The 21424-nt window shown below is 61.2% G+C and carries 13 protein-coding genes and 5 pseudogenes; 15 read left to right on the top strand and 3 right to left on the bottom strand.

Translation table 11 applies throughout. From position 1 onward, the window contains the following. The first annotated feature begins 1008 nt into the window (after positions 1–1008). From Y703_RS0101600 to Y703_RS22470, 14 genes and pseudogenes are all read left to right on the top strand, one after another. Entirely contained in the window at positions 1009–2829 is a 1821-nt protein-coding gene (locus Y703_RS0101600; RefSeq protein ID WP_035763392.1) for a glycoside hydrolase family 15 protein, read from the top strand. A 28-nt stretch (positions 2830–2857) separates the two neighbouring features. Continuing rightward, positions 2858–3634 (top strand): SDR family NAD(P)-dependent oxidoreductase, encoded by a 777-nt coding sequence (locus Y703_RS0101605; protein WP_026551336.1) that lies wholly within the window; start codon positions 2858–2860, stop codon positions 3632–3634. Between the two features lie 49 nt (positions 3635–3683). Beyond that, complete coding sequence (locus Y703_RS20635) at positions 3684–4676, top strand: cysteine hydrolase family protein (protein WP_051427200.1); 993 nt, start codon at positions 3684–3686, stop codon at positions 4674–4676. A 305-nt stretch (positions 4677–4981) separates the two neighbouring features. Continuing rightward, positions 4982–6042 (top strand): annotated as a pseudogene (locus tag Y703_RS17250) (IS3 family transposase); the annotation flags it as partial. Between the two features lie 11 nt (positions 6043–6053). After that, a pseudogene (locus tag Y703_RS22800) lies at positions 6054–6389 on the top strand (transposase); the annotation flags it as partial. A gap of 515 nt (positions 6390–6904) precedes the next feature. Then, the gene (gene merA, locus Y703_RS0101630; protein WP_026551338.1) at positions 6905–8341 is read left to right on the top strand and encodes a mercury(II) reductase; all 1437 of its coding nucleotides are present in this window, start codon (positions 6905–6907) and stop codon (positions 8339–8341) included. 47 nt (positions 8342–8388) lie between these two features. After that, positions 8389–9054 (top strand): organomercurial lyase MerB, encoded by a 666-nt coding sequence (merB, locus tag Y703_RS0101635; RefSeq protein WP_026551339.1) that lies wholly within the window; start codon positions 8389–8391, stop codon positions 9052–9054. 134 nt (positions 9055–9188) lie between these two features. Continuing rightward, positions 9189–10556: a dihydrolipoyl dehydrogenase family protein gene (locus Y703_RS0101640; RefSeq protein WP_026551340.1), complete on the top strand. Its 1368-nt coding sequence runs from the start codon at positions 9189–9191 to the stop codon at positions 10554–10556. Between the two features lie 229 nt (positions 10557–10785). Continuing rightward, the gene (locus Y703_RS0101645) at positions 10786–12174 is read left to right on the top strand and encodes an FAD-dependent oxidoreductase (RefSeq protein WP_026551341.1); all 1389 of its coding nucleotides are present in this window, start codon (positions 10786–10788) and stop codon (positions 12172–12174) included. A gap of 137 nt (positions 12175–12311) precedes the next feature. Continuing rightward, positions 12312–12701 (top strand): heavy metal-responsive transcriptional regulator, encoded by a 390-nt coding sequence (locus Y703_RS0101650; RefSeq protein WP_026551342.1) that lies wholly within the window; start codon positions 12312–12314, stop codon positions 12699–12701. 566 nt (positions 12702–13267) lie between these two features. After that, entirely contained in the window at positions 13268–14470 is a 1203-nt protein-coding gene (locus tag Y703_RS0101655; RefSeq protein WP_026551343.1) for an ATP-binding protein, read from the top strand. 935 nt (positions 14471–15405) lie between these two features. Further along, a pseudogene (locus tag Y703_RS22535) lies at positions 15406–16389 on the top strand (HAD-IC family P-type ATPase); the annotation flags it as partial. A gap of 293 nt (positions 16390–16682) precedes the next feature. Continuing rightward, positions 16683–16760 (top strand): annotated as a pseudogene (locus Y703_RS22805) (hypothetical protein); the annotation flags it as partial. Positions 16761–16853: 93 nt separating this feature from the next. Further along, positions 16854–18107, top strand: a complete 1254-nt coding sequence (locus tag Y703_RS22470) for an HAD-IC family P-type ATPase (protein WP_216698842.1) — start codon at positions 16854–16856, stop codon at positions 18105–18107. A 572-nt stretch (positions 18108–18679) separates the two neighbouring features. Here Y703_RS22470 and Y703_RS0101670 read toward each other — a convergent pair. Then, complete coding sequence (locus tag Y703_RS0101670; protein ID WP_026551345.1) at positions 18680–19735, bottom strand: zinc-dependent alcohol dehydrogenase family protein; 1056 nt, start codon at positions 19733–19735, stop codon at positions 18680–18682. 132 nt (positions 19736–19867) lie between these two features. Next, positions 19868–20417 (bottom strand): annotated as a pseudogene (locus tag Y703_RS21190) (transposase); the annotation flags it as partial. Positions 20418–20559: 142 nt separating this feature from the next. Here Y703_RS21190 and Y703_RS0101680 point away from each other — a divergent pair. Next, positions 20560–20913 (top strand): hypothetical protein, encoded by a 354-nt coding sequence (locus Y703_RS0101680; protein WP_026551346.1) that lies wholly within the window; start codon positions 20560–20562, stop codon positions 20911–20913. Here Y703_RS0101680 and Y703_RS0101685 read toward each other — a convergent pair. Further along, positions 20910–21212 carry a hypothetical protein gene (locus Y703_RS0101685; RefSeq protein ID WP_155849365.1) on the bottom strand — a complete coding sequence of 101 codons (303 nt, stop codon included), beginning with the start codon at positions 21210–21212 and terminating at the stop codon, positions 20910–20912. The two genes, Y703_RS0101680 and Y703_RS0101685, sit on opposite strands and share 4 nt — an antisense overlap. Positions 21213–21424: the final 212 nt, after the last annotated feature.

A 21424-nucleotide genomic window follows, 5' to 3' on the forward strand; every position in this document is an offset into this window, starting at 1 on the left:
GCGGGCCCCTCAGCTACGTGGATCAACCAGCCACAGCAAAGAGAGGTCACCTCACACGCCTAACCACTTGGCTGTGTCTCAAACGCCTTGACAGATTCCGCCTCAGTAACCAGCGTTCCTTGCCATCCTTTACTACCGTGCTGTGCCCCATCAGTGTCGTGCGAGAACCGTCTGACCTGCACTGGAAGCCGAAGTGTACGCTGAACACAACACGCTTAATCAGCTCGGTGGTCTTCGGGCGAGAGCCATAAGGAAAGGTTTTAGCAATGACGGAGGAACTGGAACCAGCCGCACGTCATCACAACGAAGCACCTGCTGAGGGTGACACAAACGCTGATCCGACCGACACTCGGGAGCACGCCCAAGATCCCGCCGAAGGACCCGACACCGAGGATAAAGTCTCAGGCGAGCAAGATTCTCCCGAAACGTAGTAGAGGAGAATAGAGGTCGTAGGATTCGTCGTCAGATTCTGGACAACATCGTTTGGTGTTATCACACCAACATCTATGTCTCGGATCTACGACCGTAGCAGGAGTAACGGCACAGGTTAGGCCCCTGGTAGGAGTCCACCTGGGGACCCAACCACAGCAACCCCTACTCCATCACATGCCAATCCTCCACTGGGTCACAGCGCTGACGTCGGAGCTGGTTGATTCGCTTCCATCGGGTCGGTACCCGAACGTTCGGTCCAGCTTCCTCACCCAACACTCATTGAGTGTCGCGGTCAAGCACACTCTTACGCATCACTGAGACCCCACCAGAACAACGTTGTGGAAAGACGATTTGCCTCATGCAGATCCCTGCATAGGTTTGCAGGACCTACCGATGCAGTCGGGCATCGGCTTACGGGCGTACGACCAGGCGTTTCATTTGTGAGGAGTGAGGCGTAGGGTGCAACCATGAGTGCCCCGCCAAACCCAGCCCAACCACCAGCGGGTCTGCGGACTTCTTGACTCTCCCCCACGTGGAAGGTTTAGGTTGAAAGGCAGACGACGAGGGAGCTTCACTGTGCAGGCACCGAGTGCTAAGACGGCCGAGATCTCCGACTACGGGCTGCTCGGAGACTGCCAGGGATCTGCCTTGGTCTCGCGGGACGGCTCGATCGACTGGTGGTGCCCTCCACGGTTCGACGCCCCCAGCATCTTCAGTCGTCTGCTGGACCACGACACCGGCCACTGGATAATCCGGCCAATCGGAGACTATACCGTCACTCGTCGCTATCTCCCTGGCACCATGGTGCTCGAGACGGAGTTCCAGTGCGACAACGGGGACCTGCTGCTGACCGATGCTCTGGCGCTTGGCCCGGGGGAACGGGGTCACGAAGTGGGGCACAATTCCCCGCATATGTTGCTGCGCCAGGTGGAGGTCACCCGCGGCAGTGTGGAAGTGACGGTCGAGGTTGCACCGAGACCGGAATACGGGCTGATCACACCCCATTTCGTGCAGACCAGCACCGGGTGGTCGATCATCGGCGGAGCGAACCGCCTGACGCTGACCGCTGGACCCAGCCTCACTGTCGAGGACGGGTCTCTTGGCGGAACCTTCACCCTGGAGGCAGGAGAATCTACCGTTTTCGCCCTTCACCACCGCGACGCCGTCCTCCCACCGCCGCCGGCAACCGACGGCGCTTCCGAGTTAGAGAACACAATCGCCGCGTGGCGGTCCTGGAGTGAGATTCACCAGGGCTACCGCGGCGCCTACCGGGAGCAGGTGCACCGCAGCGCCCTGGTGCTCCAGACACTCACCTACAGCCCTACCGGAGCAGTTGTAGCCGCGCCGACTACTTCACTGCCGGAGGAGCCGGGCGGCAGCGCCAACTGGGATTATCGCTTTGGCTGGCTTCGTGACGGCAGCCTGACCCTCAAGGCGCTCTGGGTAGCGGCCTGCCCGGACGAGGCGCATCAGTTCTTCGACTGGATCACCATGTCAGCCGGAGCACTCGGTGAGGGACATCTGCAGATCATGTTCGGCGTCGGTGGAGAGCATAACCTCACGGAACACGAGCTGGATCATCTGGCGGGTTACGCCGAGTCGCGGCCGGTCCGCGTGGGTAATGACGCCTGGGACCAGAAGCAGCTTGACGTCCTCGGCGAAGTGTTCGAGTGCGCGTGGGTTCTGCGGGAACAACTCGGCGAACTCCCCGCCGAGACCCGGGACTTCCTGGTTGCTGTCGGCGACAAGGCCGCAGAAACATGGCAGGAGCGCGACTCCGGCATCTGGGAAGGGCGGGAAGGAACACGGGACTACGTGACGTCCAAGCTGATGTGCTGGGTGGCGTTGGACCGTGCACTGAAGCTCGCCGACCGTCTCGGCGCTGCCCAGAAGGTCCCGGTGTGGGAGCGCGAACGGGACAGGGTCCGTGACGCAATCCTCGAAAAGGGCTGGGACAGCAGCGTTAAGGCGTTCACCGGTGCCTTCGGCTCGGACCATCTCGACGCCGGTGTGCTTTTGATGCCGATCATGGGATTTCTACCGGCCGACGACGACCGCATACTGGCCACGCTGGACGCGATCGAGCGTGAACTCACCTCCGGAAACCTGATCCAGCGGTGGACGGGCTCCGGGGGTGAGGGTGCGTTCATCATCTGTTCCTACTGGCTGGCCACAGCCCGGGCCATGGCAGGCGAACCTGAACGGGCGCGGGAAATTTTCGAGGCAGTTACCGGGTACGCCAATGATCTCGGGCTCCTCTCGGAAGAGATTGACATCAAAGACGGCAGGCTGATTGGTAACTTCCCCCAAGGGCTTTCACACATCGGCCTGATCAACGCGGCGTGGGCAATTACCCAAGCCGAGGACGACCAGGCCGGACAGGCCGGAATCCACTGAACCACTGAAAGTACGGAGAGGAACACTCATGGGAAAGCTACAGGACAAGGTCGCCTTCATCACCGGATCGGATTCAGGAATAGGCCAGGCCACGGCAGTCGAATTTGCGCGGGAGGGTGCCGACGTCATCGTCCATTACTTCCACGACCGCGACGGCGCAGAGTCCACACAGCAGCAGGTTGAGTCCCACGGCCGCCGGGCGATCATCGTCCAGGGCGACCACGGTGACGAAGAGCAGGTCAAAAAGATGTTCGCGGCGGCCTTCGACACCTTCGGACGGGTGGACATCATGATGAACAACGCAAGCGCTGACGCCTCCGGGACCTACGTCGCCGATCTGGAGATCGCCGACTTTGAGCGCACGCTGCGCAGCAACCTCATCGGCCAGCTCATCTGCTGCAAACACTTCATCAACCATCGGAAGCAGCAGGGCGGCGGCGGGAAGATCATCAACACCACCTCGGTGCACGAGGAACAGCCCCGGGCCGGTGCAGCCGACTATGACTGTTCCAAGGGCGCACTGCGGAACCTCACTCGAACCCTTGTCCTCGAAATTTCCGAGCTCGGCATGACGGTGAACAACATCGCCCCGGGAATGGTACTCACCCCGTTCAACCAGAAGGCAATCGATGACCCGGAGTACCTGAAGGAGCAGGTCAAGACCATTCCCCTCAAGCGTGCCGCGGAACCGTCTGAAATCGGCAGGCTCGCTGTTTTCCTTGCCTCGCCCGATGGCGACTACGTGACAGGAGCCACCTACGTCATGGACGGCGGACTGATGCAGATGGCCGGTCAGGGCGCGTAAACAAAGCCTCGATCTTCGCAAACAGATAAACGATATCCAGGAGGAAGCCATGAGTGAAACCAAGGCAGATACAACCGGCGGGCACACCGCCGGATTCGACCCGCAGCGCACCGCCCTGCTGGTGATCGACCCGGTCAACGATTTCCTGTCCGAAGGCGGCGCAGCCTGGGAAATGACCAAATCCACGGTGAAGAAAAACAATGTGGTGAGTCAATTACAGCGACTGATCTCCGCCACACGCGCTGCCGGCGTGCCCGTGCTTTTCGGACCGATGGCCTACACGGAAGAGGACTACGCCGACGCCCGGCTCCAGCAGCGCAGCGGCATCAACCGGTTGATGTTTGAGAACAAGATGTTCCTTGCCGGCTCTTGGGGCGCAGACTTCCACCCCGATTTGCAGCCCGAAAGCACGGACATCATCCTGGAGCCCCACAAGGGCACGGACGTTTTCGAAACAGACCTTCGCGACCATCTGGAACGGCTCGGCACCGAACAACTGGTGATCGCCGGCATGACAGCCAATCTATGCTGTGAGTCCACCGGGCGCCATGCCACTGAGCACGGCTATGCGGTGACTTTCCTGTCGGACGCGATCGGTGCGGAAAGCCTGCCCGCCTACGAGGCATCGATCCATGTGAACTATCCACTGATCGCCAACATGGTGATGGAAGTAGATGAATTCCTGGCCGGCCTTGCTGCACCTGCACAGCAGACGCCCTCGCCGGGCGACACTGTGGTTGGCTCGGACCGCGGCGAGATCGGCGACGTGGTCGAGGTTGTGGCCGCCGACGGCGGCGATCCGGGATACCTGCTGGTCAAACGCGGCATCGTGTTTGACCGCGATACGTATATCCCGCTGGATGCGGTGACGCACAGCATGGACAACCGCGTGTACATCAATGTGCCGAAGCTGGTTGTCGGAAAGCTGCCGTGGGGCGAGCCGCCGAGCGCCGCCGCCGCAAATGAGAAGTTCGGCGCACCGAAGGCCGGGGTGGAAATGCTCTACGGCAGTTTCAACCCCACTGGTGCAGTTGGAAGGTAGCCACATTGTCAACGGGCGCTAAACCTGAATCCACCGGTTGGGTTGGGGCCGGTCCGGCGTTTTAAACCAGAAATGCCCTTCTGAGGCGAATTCGAGGGGTCGATGCAACACTCGAGTCAGCTGGCTATCAGTAAATCACGAAGACGCTCGGCTGGGGTGTCCCAGTCCAGTGTTTTGCGTGACCGTCCGTTGAGTTCTTGGGCGACGTCCCCAGGTTCTCGGGACCGTAGACGTTCTGAGCTGCTATGGAGTTTTCGGACAGCGGGCCCTCCTAAAATGGGGGTCTACTGAAAGTAGAGATCAGCATGACTGCAGCACGCCGACGCTTCACCCAGGAGTTCAAAGACGAGTTGTGCCGTGAGGTGATCAACACGTCCAAACCCATCAAGGATGTTGCCACCGCATACGGTGTCGGCCCCGAGACTCGGCGCAACTGGTTGAACAAATACCGCGAGGCCAACGGGTGCACTGATACTGAGGTGACGTTGCCGGAACAGGCCCGTCTGAAAGAGCTCGAACGGGAAAATCAGGAGCTGCGCTCGGAGACTCTATTCCTGAAAAAAGCAGCCGCTTACTTCGCGCGGGAGCAGCGGTAGTGAGCAAGTACGAATACATCGACTCCCAAAAAGCTGAGCCCATCAACCTGAATCCGATCGTGAAGATGTGCTGCTGGTTAGGCGTGTCAACCTCCGGCTTTTACGACTGGCTCAAGCGCCCCCAATCGGCGACCGCTACCCGCCGGAAGGCCCTGATAGCGCGGATCCACCACTATTTTGAGGAATCCGAAGGCACCTACGGGTACCGGCGGATCCACGCCGACCTCGCGGCGGAACAGACCGAGTGTTCACCCGAGCTAGTGCGCCAGGTCATGCGTCAGGAAGGCCTTCTGGCCTGCCAGCCGCGGCCATTCCGGGTGACGACCCAGACCGATGCCCTAGCCGCGGCGAACATGCCTGACCTGCTCAGGCGTGACTTCACCGCCGACCGCCCCGGGATGAAGTTTGTCGGGGACATCACCTACATCCACACCTGGCAAGGATTCATCTACCTGGCCACCGTCATCGACTGCTACTCCAAAAAGGTAGTCGGCTGGTCCATTGCCGATCACATGCGCACTGAACTCCTCGCCGACGCCCTCAACAACGCCGCCGCGACGACCCTGATCGAGCCTGACGCGATCTGGCACTCCGACCGCGGAAGCGTCTATACCTCGGCCGACTTTCGGGCCCTGGTGGCCGGCCTGGGAATGCGCTCATCGATGGGACGCACGGGCGTGTGCTGGGATAACAGTATGGCGGAATCGTTCTTCTCGATGCTCAAGAACGAGCGTGTTTACCGCACCGTGTACGCAACGAAATCACAAGCACCGTCGCCGCAGACGTCCTAGACACCGTCAAGGCGGATAAGATCCACCGCGCCCACGCGGTGATCGAGCAGGTCCATTCCGATCTGCGCGCCGGTCCGCTGGCCCACCTACCCTCAGGGAAGTTCAACGCCAACGCCGCCTGGCTCGCCGCTGTGGCCATGGCATTCAACCTCACCCGCGCCGCGGGCACCCTCGCCGGAGGGCAGTTCGCCAAAGCCACCACCGGGACGATCCGGACCAAAATCATCAACGTCGCCGCCCGGACCGCGTCTTCAACCCGGCGTATCAGACTGCGTCTGCCCGGAAACTGGCCATGGCAGGACAGTTGGGAAAAGCTCTTCGACACGATCTCCCGTCGCCCAAACCGGCCTGAACCCTGTCAATCCAGCCGAAACGGCGCAACCGAAAGAAACAGTGAAACACCACCGGACAGCGAGGTCCTTGTCATCCACCCTGCCCCCGGCCCGAAAACAAGACTGAATCAGAATCCGACCATCAGCGATAGCCGACCGGTGGATTCAGGCTTAGGGTTTCTCTGCGTGCGATCCCAGCATGTCGATCAACCACTGCGCTCCGCCCCCGGCGTCGCCCGCCATTTAGCCCAGTCCGGATGCGCAATCCAGGTACGACAGTCACACCACCTCATCACCGCATTGCACGTACGGAATCGATCGTTCGCGCCGGATAAAGTATGGCCCAAGCCGTATGGTCCACTGTCGACCGCGGCCGGCCACCCGTTATTAGTGCACCAAACTCTTGACCTTCCCCCGAAAGGGAAGGTACAGAGTTGGGTTAGCACCTCATCGAATAGTCAGCCGCCGGGTCCGCCGGTGCGTTGCAGAGAAGACTTGTGGAGATTTTTATGCCTGAGGCAGTACCGGATTTTGATTTGGCCGTCATCGGTTCCGGCGGTGGCGCTTTCGCCGCCGCTATCCGTGCAACGAACCTTGGAAAACGGGTTGTCATGGTAGAGCGTGGGACGGTGGGCGGGACTTGCGTGAACACAGGGTGTGTTCCCTCGAAGGCCTTGTTGGCCGCTGCCGAGGCGCGCCATACTGCCCTGGATTCGGGCAGGTTCCCCGGCATCTCGACCACCGCCGAACCCGTGGACATGGCCGGGCTCATTGGGGGTAAGCGTTCCCTGGTGGAAAACATGCGCTCGGATAAATACGTGGACCTGATCGGTGAATACGGGTGGGAACTGCGCCAGGGTAATGCCGTGTTTGCCGGGACCGCGGCGGAACCAGTGCTGGAAGTGACCGCCACGGACGGAACCCGGGATACGATCCACACCGCGCACTACCTGGTGGCCACCGGATCGACGCCGTGGGCCCCACCCATCGAAGGGCTGAACGGGGTGGATTACCTGACCTCCACCACGGCCATGGAACTCGATGAGGTACCTGAATCCCTGCTGGTCATCGGCGGCGGTTATGTGGCCCTGGAACAGGCGCAGCTTTTCGCCCGGCTCGGCTCCAAAGTGACGATGCTGGTGCGGTCCCGTCTGGCATCGCAGGAGGAACCCGAAGCATCCCGGGCGTTGATGGGTGTTTTCGCCGACGAAGGCATCAGGGTTCTCCGCCGGGCCACCGTTTCCTCTGTCACCACGGACGGTGATGGTGGCATTGTGGCCCAGGCAGCGATAGCAGGCGGGCAGGAGGAAATTCGGGCAGCGAAACTGCTGGTCGCCGCCGGCCGGCGCCCGGTGACCGACGGTCTGAACCTGGACGGAGTGGGCGTAAAGACTGGGGATAAGGGCGAGGTTTTGGTCGATGACACGCTTGTGAGCTCCAACGGAAGGATCTGGGCTGCCGGCGATGTCACCGGGCACCCCGAATTCGTTTACGTGGCTGCTTCCCACGGCACCCTGATGGTCGAGAACGCTTTCAATAATGCCGGCCGTGAAGTGGATTACCGGCATCTGCCCCGGGTCACGTTCACCGGGCCGACCCTGGCGGCGGTGGGAATGACGGACAAACAGGCACGTGAGGCCGGGATTCTGTGCGAGTGCCGGGTCCTGCCGCTGGAGTACGTTCCTCGTGCCCTGGTCAACCGGGACACCCGCGGGTTCATCAAAATCGTCGCAGAAGCAGGGACCGGACGGATCATGGGCATCACTGCTGTGGCCAAGGAAGCCGGTGACATCGCCGCGGCTGGCGTCTACATTCTTGAAGCCGGTATGACCGTACAGCAGGTCGCGAACCTGTGGAGCCCGTACCTGACCATGGCCGAAGGCCTCAAAATCACCGCCCAGTCCTTCAACACCGACGTCTCACGGCTCTCCTGCTGCGCCTCCTGACACCGCAGCCCACACCAACACCGACTACCACTGAAAGAAACGGGTCCATGACGAACAGCATCGATCAGGTGACCGACCGGCTTGCCTCCACCGAAACCGGCATGCAGCCATGGCTTTGGCTGCCCCTGCTGAAACTCCTCGCCCAGGGCGACCCGGTCGATACTGCGGATCTCGCCGCCGCCACCGGCCGGCCCCTGGAGGAAGTCCGTACCGCGCTGGAGGCGATGGGCGACACCGAGTACGACGGGTCCGGCCGGATCATCGGCCAGGGATTGACCCAGCGCCCTACCCAGCACCGTTTCGAGGTAGACGGCGAACAGCTCTATACCTGGTGCGCATTGGACACCCTGATCTTCCCTACGCTTCTGGGAACATCGGCTCGGATTGAATCCGCCTACAAGGCCACCGGCCCACCCGTCCGGGTAACCGCGGGCACCACAGGCGTCACCGGCGTCGAACCAGCTGGCGCTGTCGTGTCACTGGTCAATCCCGATGACATGAGTTCAGTGCGCTCGTCCTTCTGCAACCAGGTGCACTTCTTCGCTTCACCGGAAGAAGCCCAACCGTGGATTGACAGCCACCCCGGTGGCACCGTGATCCCCGTGGAAGAAGCTTACGAGCTGGGTTCGTCCATGGCAGAAAAAATGCTCGCCCAGACAACAGTGCACGCCACTAACAATCCCGGGAACGCAGTGCAGTCCTGCACCTGCTGAATATAAGGACCCCAGCAGCAGCTTGAATCCAAGGCAGCAGCTGGATGAATACCCGGTTCGCAGCCGGACTGACGCGGAAATGAGAGCTTCACGAGAAGGACCCGAAAGATCAACCACATCTGAAGGAGATCAGCATGAGCGAACACTTTGACGTTGCCGTACTCGGCATGGGACCAGGCGGAGAGGTCGCCGCGGCCCGCCTGCTCAAAGCCGGGAAGAAAGTCGCAGTCTTCGAACGCGAACTGATCGGCGGGGAATGCGCCTACTGGGCATGCATCCCGTCCAAAACAGTGCTGCGGCCACCGGAAGCACGTACCGAGGTGCAACGAGCAGCCGGGGTTTCCGGGGCCGAAGTGAACTGGCAGGAAACCGCCAAGTACCGCGACTCCATGATCCGCGATCTCAACGATCAGGCCCAGGTTGACGGGTACGCCGACGAGGGCGCTGTGGTGATCAAGGATGAAGCCCGGATCACCGGACCAGGGCAGATCCAGGCCGGAGACCGCGAAGTCACGGCCGAACACATCATCATCGCCACCGGCTCGGACTCCGTGATTCCGCCGCTGGAAGGCCTCGATCAGATCACGGCCTGGACCAACCGTGAAACCTACACCGCCAGTACCCTTCCCGGGCGGGCGGTCATCATTGGCGGCAGCGCGGTCGGCGTGGAAACGGCGACGTTCCTGGCACGCTTCGGAGTCAAAGTCACCCTTGTCCACCGCGGGGAACGGCTGATCGACCGGGAAGACGCCCGGGTCGGTGAACTGGCCCACCAGTACCTGCAGGAAGCCGGTATCGACATCCGGCTCGGCACCTCCGCTGCCCGGGCACGACGCACGGGCACCGACAGCATTATCGAACTCGAGACACGCAACGGGGAACCTGTCGGTGAGGTGGCAGCCGACGTCGTGATCTTCGGCACGGGCCGCAAACCGCGCACCGAAGGACTCGGCTTTGAACACGCCGGGGTGAAGCTCGGTGATCACGGGGAGGTTCAGGTGGATGAACACTGCCGGGCCGGCGACAACACGTGGGCCATCGGCGACGTCACAGGCATCATGCCCTTCACCCATGTGGCGAAATACCAGGGCCGGATCGCAGCGGATGCGATCCTCGGCCGACCACACGCGGCCACCTATGGGGGCATACCGCGGGTGGTGTTTGCCGATCCTGAAATCGCCGCCGCCGGGCTGACCCACGAGCAGGCTGAAAGTCGCGGCATCCGCACCGCCGCAGCGGAACTTGACCTGGCCAAGGCCATAGCGCGCCCGTGGACCTACGAACAGGACCCACGCGGGCACCTGGGATTACTCGCGGATACTGACGCGAAGGTACTTATCGGAGCCTGGGCGGTGGGGCCGATGGCCGGCGAATGGATTCACCACGCCTCCCTAGCGATCCGTACACGGCTGCCCATTGACACGCTCCTGGACCAGGTTGCCCAGTTCCCCACCTACCACGAGGCCTACCAGGTAGCTCTCGAAAAACTCGACCTCCACTAGTAGCAGGCCCCGCCTCTGCTGGTAAGCAACTATTGCCCCGAGCCGGCTCAGCAGATGGTGAAAAAATGAAGAATGCTGTCGGTGCAGGGAAACCCTGTGAGGTGCAACCCTCCGCTGCCGGGCCAAGATGAGGGTAATTTGGTCCGTGACAAAGAGCCTGCCGTACAGCCCGGGTGGGGCAATCGCCCCCTGGTGAAGGCCATGACAGTGTTATATGGAAGGGAATTTCGTGGTTGAACGTCTGATCGTCATCGGTGGTGATGCAGCAGGGATGAGTGCGGCGTCTGCGGCGCGCCGCCAGGTGCCTGGGAGTGAGCTGGAAATCATTGCCTTCGAGCGCGGTAACTACACCTCTTACTCGGCGTGCGGCATCCCGTACTTCATTGGGAAAGACGTGGCTGATGCCGGTGCACTGATTGCCCGAACACCTGAGGAGTTTTCCCGGAACCATGACATTGATGCGCGGGTCAAGCATGAGGTCCTTGAGATCGATCTGAACCGGCGGGCCGTGCGGGTCCGTGACTTATCCAACGGTACGGATGTTTGGGAAGGTTTCGACCAGCTCATGGTTGCCACCGGCGCGCTTCCGGTCCGCCCCCTGTTGCCCGGAATCGGTGCGGAGGGAATTTATGGTGTGCAGACACTCGATGAGGGGCTCGCTCTCCGGGCCGCCTTGGAGCGGGAACGGCCACGGCGGGCCGTGATTGTCGGCGCCGGATACATCGGACTCGAGTTGGCCGAAGCGCTGTGTGCGTGGGGTGTGGAAATAACCGTCGTCGGGCGGGGACAGGCCCCGCTGCCGGGACTGGATCCCGACATGGGGATACTCATTGCCGATGCCATGCTGGGTTATGGGATGAATGTTCGGCTCAATGAGACCGTGACTGGCTTTGAAACCACGGATGGAAAGGTGTCCGCCGTCGTGACCGACCAGACGACTCTTGCCGCCGACGTGGTGATTCTGGGTCTTGGGGTACGTCCCAACACTGCACTGGCGGCACAGGCAGGAATACCCCTGGGTGAGACGGGAGCAATAGCGGTGGACCAGAGACTGCGCACCGGAATCGAGGGGGTGTGGGCGGCCGGCGACTGTGTCGAGAAGTTTCACCGTGTTGCACGGCGTCACGTGAGGATGGCGTTGGGTACCCACGCCAACAAGGAGGGTCGCACCGCCGGAATCAATATTGGGGGCAGTTATGCAACCTTTCCCGGGGTGATCGGTACCGCTGTCACTAAGATTTGCGATGTTGAAGCTGCTCGGACCGGGCTTGGAGAAGACGAGGCGCGCCGGGCCGGCTTCGATCCAATCACTGAGGTTGTGGAGTCAACCACCCGGGCCGGCTACTACCCTGGGGCGAAACCCATCCGCACCAAGCTCATCGCTGAACGCGGCACGGGTCGGCTGCTTGGCGGACAGATTGTCGGTGAGGAAGGAGCCGCCAAACGCATCGACGTTCTGGCAGTCGCGCTCTGGCACGAAATGACTGTTGAGGAACTGCTCAATATTGACCTGTCCTATGCGCCCCCGTTTTCCCCGCTGTGGGATCCGGTGCTGATTGCTGCACGTAAGACGTGGCAGAAAGTGGCAGCCGAGCGTACTGGGACAAAGCTCGGATGAGTTGGAAGCCCCGCGGTGCTCCGATCACTGGCCGGCCGCTTTTGGGAATCGAGCAGCAAGGCGAAGCGAAACTAAATTATCCCTTAACCCTCCAGTATCATGGAAGGTTAAGGAGTCCTTCCAGAACGAGGTAAATCATGCGTATCGGTGAAGTTGCAGCGGCATCCGGAGTAACGACTAAGGCGCTGAGGTTTTATGAGGAGCGGGGGCTGCTGCCCTACGCTGATCGTTCCACCAACGGCTATCGGGATTATCCGGAGGAGACCATCAGCAGGATCGAGTTCATCCGGCGCAGCCAGGTGGCCGGGCTGGCCCTGGCTGAAATCTTGGACATCCTCCGTATCCGGGACGCCGGTAACGCGCCGTGCGGCCATGTGCGGGACCAGCTTTCCGTGCACCTAAAAAACCTGGACCAGCAGATAGCCGAACTTACCGCGCTGAGGGAATCCGTTGCGGGGTTCTACGAATCCGCTGCGGCAGGCGATCCTGATCAGTGCAATGCTGAACGTATCTGCAGCTACCTCTGAATTGGTTCCCTCAAGTGCCGGCAATGCCTCCTTCGCTTAGATACTGGGGAGTTATCGAGCAATTGTTGATTGTTCCGCCCCGTCTCGCACCGGATCGTGGGCCCGTTTTATTGGGGCGCAGCAGTCATCCCCGCTCGTAAGGGCTCGGGCGGACCTCCGCCGGAAGGCCCAAACCAGTACTCCGGCGGCCAGAACAAACGCGGCGGTAATCAACCACGGGCTACCTACCAGTAAACCGGTCGCACCGAGGGCTCCGGCGGACAGCAACAATGGAAGGCCGCAGCACAGCACGTGGAGCAGCACGAAACCGCCGACAGCCCTCCAATCACCATCGGTGGATCAAGGCTTAGCCTACAAGGGGCGAGACCGTCCTCTTGAACGCTGGGCGCTCTGATACACGGGCTGATCCGACCGCCCGTTAGCCGATCGGCTTACGGGCGCTGCCCTGCAGAGGGGAATGCGGCCGTTAGGCGTCCGGGGCGTCGATGCGCCTACTCACTTCTGCCACCATCACCGATCGACTGTTATGAAAGCCCTACTTCATAACAAATAGTTCGAGGTGATTGATGCAGCCGAGTCCATACACCCCAGGCGAGGTCGCTCGTGTTGTGCCCGGGAGAGCGAAACAGCTTGCTGAGGTCGATGAACGCTTATCGACGCTGGTTGACCTCGGTCGGCTCGTCAGCCGGCTCCGGGTCGATCATGCACCCCGCGGATATGGCAAAACATCGTTGCTGCGCGAGTANAGCCGGCTCCGGGTCGATCATGCACCCCGCGGATATGGCAAAACATCGTTGCTGCGCGAGTATCAGCGGCGAGCTACGGCACGCGACGTACTCACGGTCTGGGTTACCGCAGGCGAGGAACAGGGCCTGGTCTCGCAGATCGCTCAAGAGATCGATCGGGCCGCGCGGTCGTTCGGAGACTCGGCCCGAACCCGGGTGAAGGGCCTCCTCGACACGCTGACGGTGGGTATCCCCGGCGTTGCTCACGTCGCGGGAACAATGCGACGGCCCGGCCCAACAGGAGAACCCGCTGGTGTGCGCACATTCGAGGACGTCATACGGGAGACGGCAGCGCAGAGCCACGGGTTGGTACTCTTCATCGATGAGATCCAAGCCGCAGACCCTACAGGACTTCGAACGCTCGTGTACGCGTGGCAACATCTCCAGGCGGAGGGCTCAGACGTCCCTGCCGCGGTATTCGCCGCCGGGCTACCCAACGCACCGGAGACGATCGCTGCTGTCGTCACGTTCAGTGAACGCATTGCGTATCGCCCTCTCGGACCGCTGAGCCCAGACGCGGAGGAGATCGCGCTCATTGGGCCAGCGAGGGCACTGGGTGTGACGTGGACTGCACCCGCAGTCGGTCTCGCGCTCTCTATTGCTCAGGGGTACCCGTATTCAGTGCAGTTGATCGCTGATGCCGCATGGGTCGCCGCTGGACGCCCGGACCCGGGTGGCGTCATTAGTGTGGAAGCCGTCGAGCATGGGCGCGTAGCGATGCGCTCCGACCTGGACGCACTTTTCCGGGCGCGATGGGGAAGTTGCTCTCCCGCCGAGCGACGCATGCTCAACGCCATGGCATCGGTCGGGGACGGACAGGTATCGCGGGCGGCGATCGCTGATCTCCTCAGCGTATCGAGCAACCAATTATCGACGCCCCGGGCACGTTTGATCGACAAGGGCCTCATTCAACCGGCGGACCGTGGTCAGCTGGAGTTCACCATCCCGGGATTTGCCGGGTTCGTGCGGGAACTCGACCACTGAAAGAACCCCCAAAGCGTGGCCCGAGTGACATCCCGGTGACTCATGCAACAGCCATCGCTACTGCGCTCCGCAGGAGGACCGTGCTGTGCGACGACACCGTCGTCACTTTTGGCGGTGACCTGTTCTGATTCATCAGTGTCAGAACCTCCCGTTGGGCCGCGGCATCGAAGCGGTTCGAAAGCATATGACACCCGGATGCGCCCTTTCGAGGTGAAGTGCAGGCCACGGGGCTGCCGGTTCGAAGGTGTTTATGCAGGTCAGCGCGGAGGTGCCCGCGGCCTTGAACGAACAGGGACTGGTAGATCGTTTCGTGGGACACCTGCATCTCCTCCCACCCCGCAAGCACCCGTTTCAGATCGTCGCTGACTTGTTGCGGCGACCAGTTCTTCCGCAATCGTTCCTCGACCACGGCAACCGGGCGTCGGCGAGCTTGCCGAGTTTAGGCCTGCAGTCTCGGAGATCGCACCGCTACAGACGAACTGGCTCAATCCATCGCTACGGATAAGTGCGATGTCCGGGACCAGGTCGCGTCTTGGCTGTTGACGTCGAGGCCTTCAATTGAGTGCTGGCGGAACTCGGCGGAACGGCTAGGGGAGCGAATGTGGTCGTGTGGTTCGCCATACCGTGAAGGGCGTTACTCTTCGTGTTGATGAATGCCTTCGGGTCGGTGATGCGCAGGACGCCGCCGGTTCCGGTGTTGTCGATCCTTGGGCCGGTCTCGGGGGTTTAGGCTCCTTCGAGCTAGACGAAGAACAGACTTGGTGAGGGTGCCGATGCCATGCGACTGCCGCAGGGGCACTGCCAGCTAGACTGCTAACAGTGGATCAACCCTTTCATCAACAGCCTCGCGACCGCTGGACCGATAGCCTGACCTCAGGGCAACTATTTTGGTATTGCGATGAGAAGAAGGAACTCCGATGGTTTCCGGTGTCGCCATGAAGGGCTGGCATACTCGGTCAATTGCCGAGATTACGGCGGACCTGGATGTGGACCCGTCCGTGGGACTCTCCACCGCGGAGGTGGGCGTCCGGCGGGCGCGGGTCGGATCGAACGTACTCGCGGACGAGGCTAGGGTGCCGGTCTGGAAGAAGATTTTGCGGCTACTCTCCGACAGGATGATCCTGGTGCTCATCGTCGCCGCGGTGGTGAGCGCCGTCGTGTCCCGGGAATGGGAAACCCCCGTCGTCATCCTCGCCGTGATCGTGCTGAACACTCTCTTGAACTACCTTCAGGAGAGCCGGGCCGAGAACAGTCTCGCAGCGCTGCGCACCATGTCGGTAGATACCTCACGTGTCCGCAGAGACGGGCGTGAAGTGGAAGTCTCCAATGAGGAACTGGTACCTGGGGATGTCGTGTTGCTCGAAGCAGGGGAAACCATCCCGGCGGACGGCCGGATCCTTGAAGCCACGCGGCTGCAGGTCGCTGAGGCCGCCCTGACCGGCGAATCTCAGCCCGCGGAAAAGATTGGCGCCGTCCTTAAGGATCCCGCATTGCCTCTCGGAGACCGGGCGAACATGCTGTTCATGAACACGGACGTCAGCCGCGGGCGGGCCGTCATGGTAGTCACCGGCACAGGTATGCACACGCAGATCGGCGGCATAGCAACCCTCCTCGAAGGTGCCGGCAAGGGAAAAACCCCGCTGCAAAAAAGAATCGATCAACTCGCCCAACTGCTGACCGTCGTGGCCCTGGCGGTGGTCGCCGTCGTCTTCCTGCTGGGCCTCCTCCGCGGACAAGCCTGGTCCGAGCTATTCATCACCGCTGTTTCACTCGCCGTAGCCACCATCCCGGAAGGGCTCACCGCCGTGGTCGCCTTTACCCTTGCGATGGGCGCCTCCCGGCTGGCGGGCCGTGGCGCGATCATCAAGCAGCTCTCCGCCGTGGAAACTTTGGGTAGCACCACTCACATCGCCACTGACAAGACCGGCACCCTCACTTTGAATGAGATGACGGCCCGGCGTCTGCATATTCTGGGGCGTTCCTTTCGTGTCACCGGCGAGGGGTACTCCACTGAAGGAAAAATTCTTAGTGGCGACGGCGAGCCGTTGCCCGCTATGTCGGATGCCTTGCTGGCCATGGCCCTCTGTAATGACGCCGGGATCCGGGATGGCACCCTTGTGGGCGACCCTACAGAAGGCGCGCTGGTGGCATTGGCGGAAAAGGCGGGATCGACGTCGAAGGTGTCCGAAAGAACCACCCGCGTGTGGCGGAAGTGCCATTCGATTCGGACTACAAGTTTATGGCCACCTTCCACGAACAGAACTTCACCAGGGGAGACAGCACTCCTGCCAGGTTCCGCTGCTTCGCCAAGGGCGCGCCGGGCGTACTTCTGGACCGAGCGAATTCGATCCTCACCCCCGAGGGAATCCGCCCGCTAACAGATGTGGCCCGGGAAGAAGTCGAGGAGAGTATCCGGGCAATGGCGGCCGACGGCCTGCGAACCCTGATGATTGCCGGGCGTCGACTGGACGGTTCCTTACCGACGGACAGCGATGAGCTTCGCGCCGCCACGGCTAACCTGACCGTCTACGCCGTCGTCGGTATTGTGGATCCGCCGCGCGCGGAGGCGGCGGAGGCCATCGCGACGGCCCGCGCTGCGGGAATCGCGGTGCATATGATCACCGGTGACCACTTGGTCACAGCGTCTTCCATCGCGGCCCAGCTGGGTATCCCCGGTGAAGCCGCCGCCGGCACGGAGCTGGATGACCTGGACGACAACGAACTTAACCGGCGTGCCACCGGATTCGGGGTGCTCGCCCGTGTGGCGCCCGAGCACAAGATCCGCGTGGTCAAGGCGCTGCAGCAGGACGGCAATATCGTGGCTATGACCGGCGACGGCGTGAATGACGCGCCGGCGCTGAAGCAGGCGGACATCGGGATCGCCATGGGCATCACCGGCTCGGATGTGTCAAAGGGCGCGGCGAAAATGATCCTGACGGACGACAACTTCGCCACGATCATTTCCGCCATCCAGGAAGGCCGTGGCATCTACGCGAACATCATTAAGTTCGTGAAGTTTCAGCTCACCACGGCGTGGGGATTCGTTCTGATCTTCCTCACCGCCGGGGTGTTCGGCCTGGCAGGCGGGGCTCCGTTCACCGCGCTGCAGATCCTGTGGGTGAACATCATCATGGATGGTCCGCCGGCTCTTGCTCTGGGCGTCGATCCGGCAGAACCGGACATCATGAAACAGAAGCCGCGCCCGGCTGACGAACCGTTGCTGACCCGCGGACGACTGCTGCGGATCTTGGGGCTAGGCCTCGTTATGGCGGCGGGCACCATTACCGTGCTCGCCCTGGCGCCGGCCTTGTTCCCGGAGAGTTCCAACGATCCGCTGCTCGGTACCACCTTGGCGTTCACCACCTTCGTTTTCTTTCAGGTGTTCAATCTGCTCAACGTTCGCTCGGAATCCGGCTCTGTGTTCTCACTGCAGACGTTCACCAACCGCAGCATCTGGGTTGCCCTGCTGGCAGTGGTGATACTCCAGATCTTGGTCGTCAACCTCGACATGCTGCAGGGATTCTTCGACACCACCGCACTTAGCTCCGCCCAATGGGGCCTGGCGTTGCTCACTGGATCATCCGTGCTGTGGGTCGAGGAAATCCGAAAAGCAATCGTCCGGTCCAGACGCCGCTAGCCAGTATCCGCCCAACTCGCTCCCTTGACAAAGCGCCGGAACCTGGCAGCCGTATCTTACTGACCGTCCCGCAGATTATGACCACCCAGGCTAAAGGGCTAGGCGATCCAATGAATTCTTCGCCAAACTCGTCTGGACACCACCGATCAGGGCGTTACCGGCCGCGAGACCAAACAACGCGTCCCGCCACAGGCCCAGCAGCAGACGCAGCGCAACGCTGTCAGGGACGATGGCATTGAAAAGGGTAGGACGTTAGCCGTGAAGATGTCCCACAAGCTCCTGCTGGAAGTATCGGGCACCACGTTGGTCATACCGGCTTTGACGCGCACGGCAGCGCCGTCAGCGGAAAACCCCGCTCTCCCGGGCCTATGAACCGGACGAACAGGAGCCTGCTACTGCGCCGACATCACGCTCCCTCCATCACAGTGTCCGCCCGCTCACTGCCGCGAACGCGACTCGCGGCGAGAAATACGATGCATCCGGTGCCCAGTGGCTGGGCTCACGTGTCCGTTCCCAACCGTGCGCATCTCAGATCCGGCCGTGCTCCTCGTTCGAAGGCGGCAAGGTGCGCCTCAGGCGTTGAGCATGACCTTGAGCGCCTTTGTTTCTCCGGCGCGCGAGAAGGTGTCGTATGCCTTTTCGATGTCCCGAAGATTGAAAGTGTGACTCACGAACTGGTCGACGGGCAACTTCTTTTGCGCTACCAGCTTGAGTAAGGTGCCGGTCGTGTTGGTGTTCACCAGGCCCGTGGTGATGGTGATGTTTGAGATCCAGAGTTTATCCAGCGGCAGGTCCACTCCCCGGCCGTGGACCCCTGCGTTTGCCACATGACCGGCGGGCCTGACAATGTCCAGGACCATCCCGAAGGTTTCCGGTATTCCCACTGCTTCGATGGCGACGTCGACCCCTAGCCCGTCAGTCAGAGCGATCACCTGATCTTTCCAGTTGGCATCCGTCGACACGATGCTGTCTGTTGCGCCGAACAGTTTGGCCTGCTCAACCCGGTTCAGGTCGATGTCAATCGCAATGATTCGTGCCGGCCCGTACAGCTGCGCAGTAGCAATTGCGGCAAGTCCTACGGGGCCGGCGCCGATCACAGCGACGACGTCACCGGGCTTAACGGCCCCGTACTGGACGCCGATTTCGTGGCCGGTCGGCAGTATGTCGGAAAGCAATGTTCCTTCTTGAGGGCTGACGCTGTCCGGGATTTTGTAAACGGAAGTTTCCGCGTACGGGACGCGCACGAATTCGGCCTGGGTCCCGTCGATAAGGTGTCCAAGGATCCACCCAATCCCGGAAGTACCCTCCTCACCCAGGCAATGGGAGAATACTCCCTGTTTGCAGTAGTCGCAATGTCCGCAGGCGGAAATGCACGAGATGATCACGCGATCGCCAATCACAAGGCTGCTAACTGCAGATCCGATCTCAGTGACCGTGCCGACACCCTCGTGTCCGAGGATGCGACCTTGTTCAACTGCTGGGACGTCGCCTTTAAGGATGTGCAAATCGGTGCCGCAGATGGTTGTGGTCTCGATTTTCACGATGACGTCGGTTGGCTTTTGAATGGTGGGATTTGCGACGTCTTCCCATGCCTTTTGACCCGGACCGCGGTAAACAAGCGCTTTCATAGCTGTTCCTTCGACTGGCCGAGGCGCTCTCGCTTGAGAGTTGCGTTCGGCGGCGTCACTGTTTCCAGGAGTTGCGCTAAGCGTATCCGTTCGATCACTGCGGCACACGCAGTGGGAACGAGTAGTGGAGGCCCGCCAGAGCCGGCGCATGCGCTTCTTATTGAGCGCCACGCCATCCCACCGGGGCTGCTCCAGCAGATGCCAGCGTGCCTTCCGCCAACCCCACACCGGATGCTTCACGGCCACCGCCCGCAGATCGGCTCTGAGCTGCTGTTCTTCGAAGCTGACCTCCGGGCGGCCTTTGCGAAGGGCGGAGCGGTTTGGCCGAGCACTTTACAGGCGAACCTTTCGGATGCCCGAACTTCTCCTGCGCCATGCGGACCGCACGACGCCGGAGTTCAGGGCTCAAAAGTTTCCCCGGGCCACCTCGCTCAAAATGTCATTGGCCAGGACCTAATCGGCTAACAGCTTTTTCAGCTTGGCGTTTTCCTTCTCCAGTTCCTTAGTCCGTTTCGTGGACTCGGCCTTCTCGCCACCGTACTGGTTCAGCCACCGGTACCAGGTCGCCTCGGTGACCTCCAGGTCCTTGATGACCTCGAACATCGGCCGTCCGTCGTTGAACATCTTCTGGGCCTGACGGACCTTCGCGATGACCTGATCAGGGGGTACGTCTACGTGCCATGACCTGTGAATTTCCTCCTGCACCCATTATCGGATGCGAAACTCACACATTCACCTGATAGGGGTCCCTCTTGTTCCGCCAGAAAACCGGTACGTGGCACACTACGCGAAGCTAATGGATCAGCGGATCGTGGGATTTTGTGATGCGCGAAGAGCTGATCATGCCGCGCATGGCCGAGCTCAACGTCGACAACGTCAGGCCTATCCCCTTCCCGGAGCCACCGCGGGTGTATGTGTGGATCCGTCACCACTCCGCAGCCATCCGGGTTCATGGGCACGCGGCTAAAATCCGGTCCTTCAACCCGTTGATTATGATCCTCCGCGAAGGCTGGGTGTGGCTGGGCGCCATCGCCCCGTTCCCGCGGACTGACCACCACTTCTACGCCGCTGACCTCTTTAACTGCCCACAAAAATGTGTTGCGGTGGAGGATCCTCTTGCGGGCACTATTTACGCGGCTGGGAGCTTTCTGGAGGATTCCGACATCGGCTGGATCTAGGCGCCAAAGGTATTCGTTGTCCGAGGACGTTCAAATGACGGGGCTAGGGTCCGGATGACGATTGCAGCGCCGATTAAGGTCGTACCCATCGGTATCATCGCCCAGCGAACAAGTGTGAGAACGATGTCTATTGCCCCGACGCCGATGGCTGCTGACGTGCCCGCAGTATCTGCGAGAAAGACGAGCAACTGGGGGAGTAGCAGGAGAATAAACCCGCCGGCAATGATCAGGACAATGCCCCAGTGAATACACTTCTTGGCTGTTGATTCCATTGTTCCCCCAATGACGAGCAATCGCATGTTCGCTGAGTGTAGCCCCAAAACCTTACGAATGAGGTTGACCGTCGGTCTGGGTATTGTCGGGTGCCGGTTAGAGGCTCAACCTATGGATTTCAGTTGTTCCGTCACGGTAGGTCACGATGACGTTTAGCCCATGGTGAGCGTCCATCAGTTCGCCACCAGGGAGCCAGAGTGCGAATTGGCCTTTGGACACGGTCGCGGTGACTTCTCCG

It is taken from the genome of Arthrobacter sp. H20, assembly GCF_000520515.1.
In the GTDB taxonomy this organism is placed as follows: Bacteria; Actinomycetota; Actinomycetes; order Actinomycetales; family Micrococcaceae; genus Arthrobacter_D.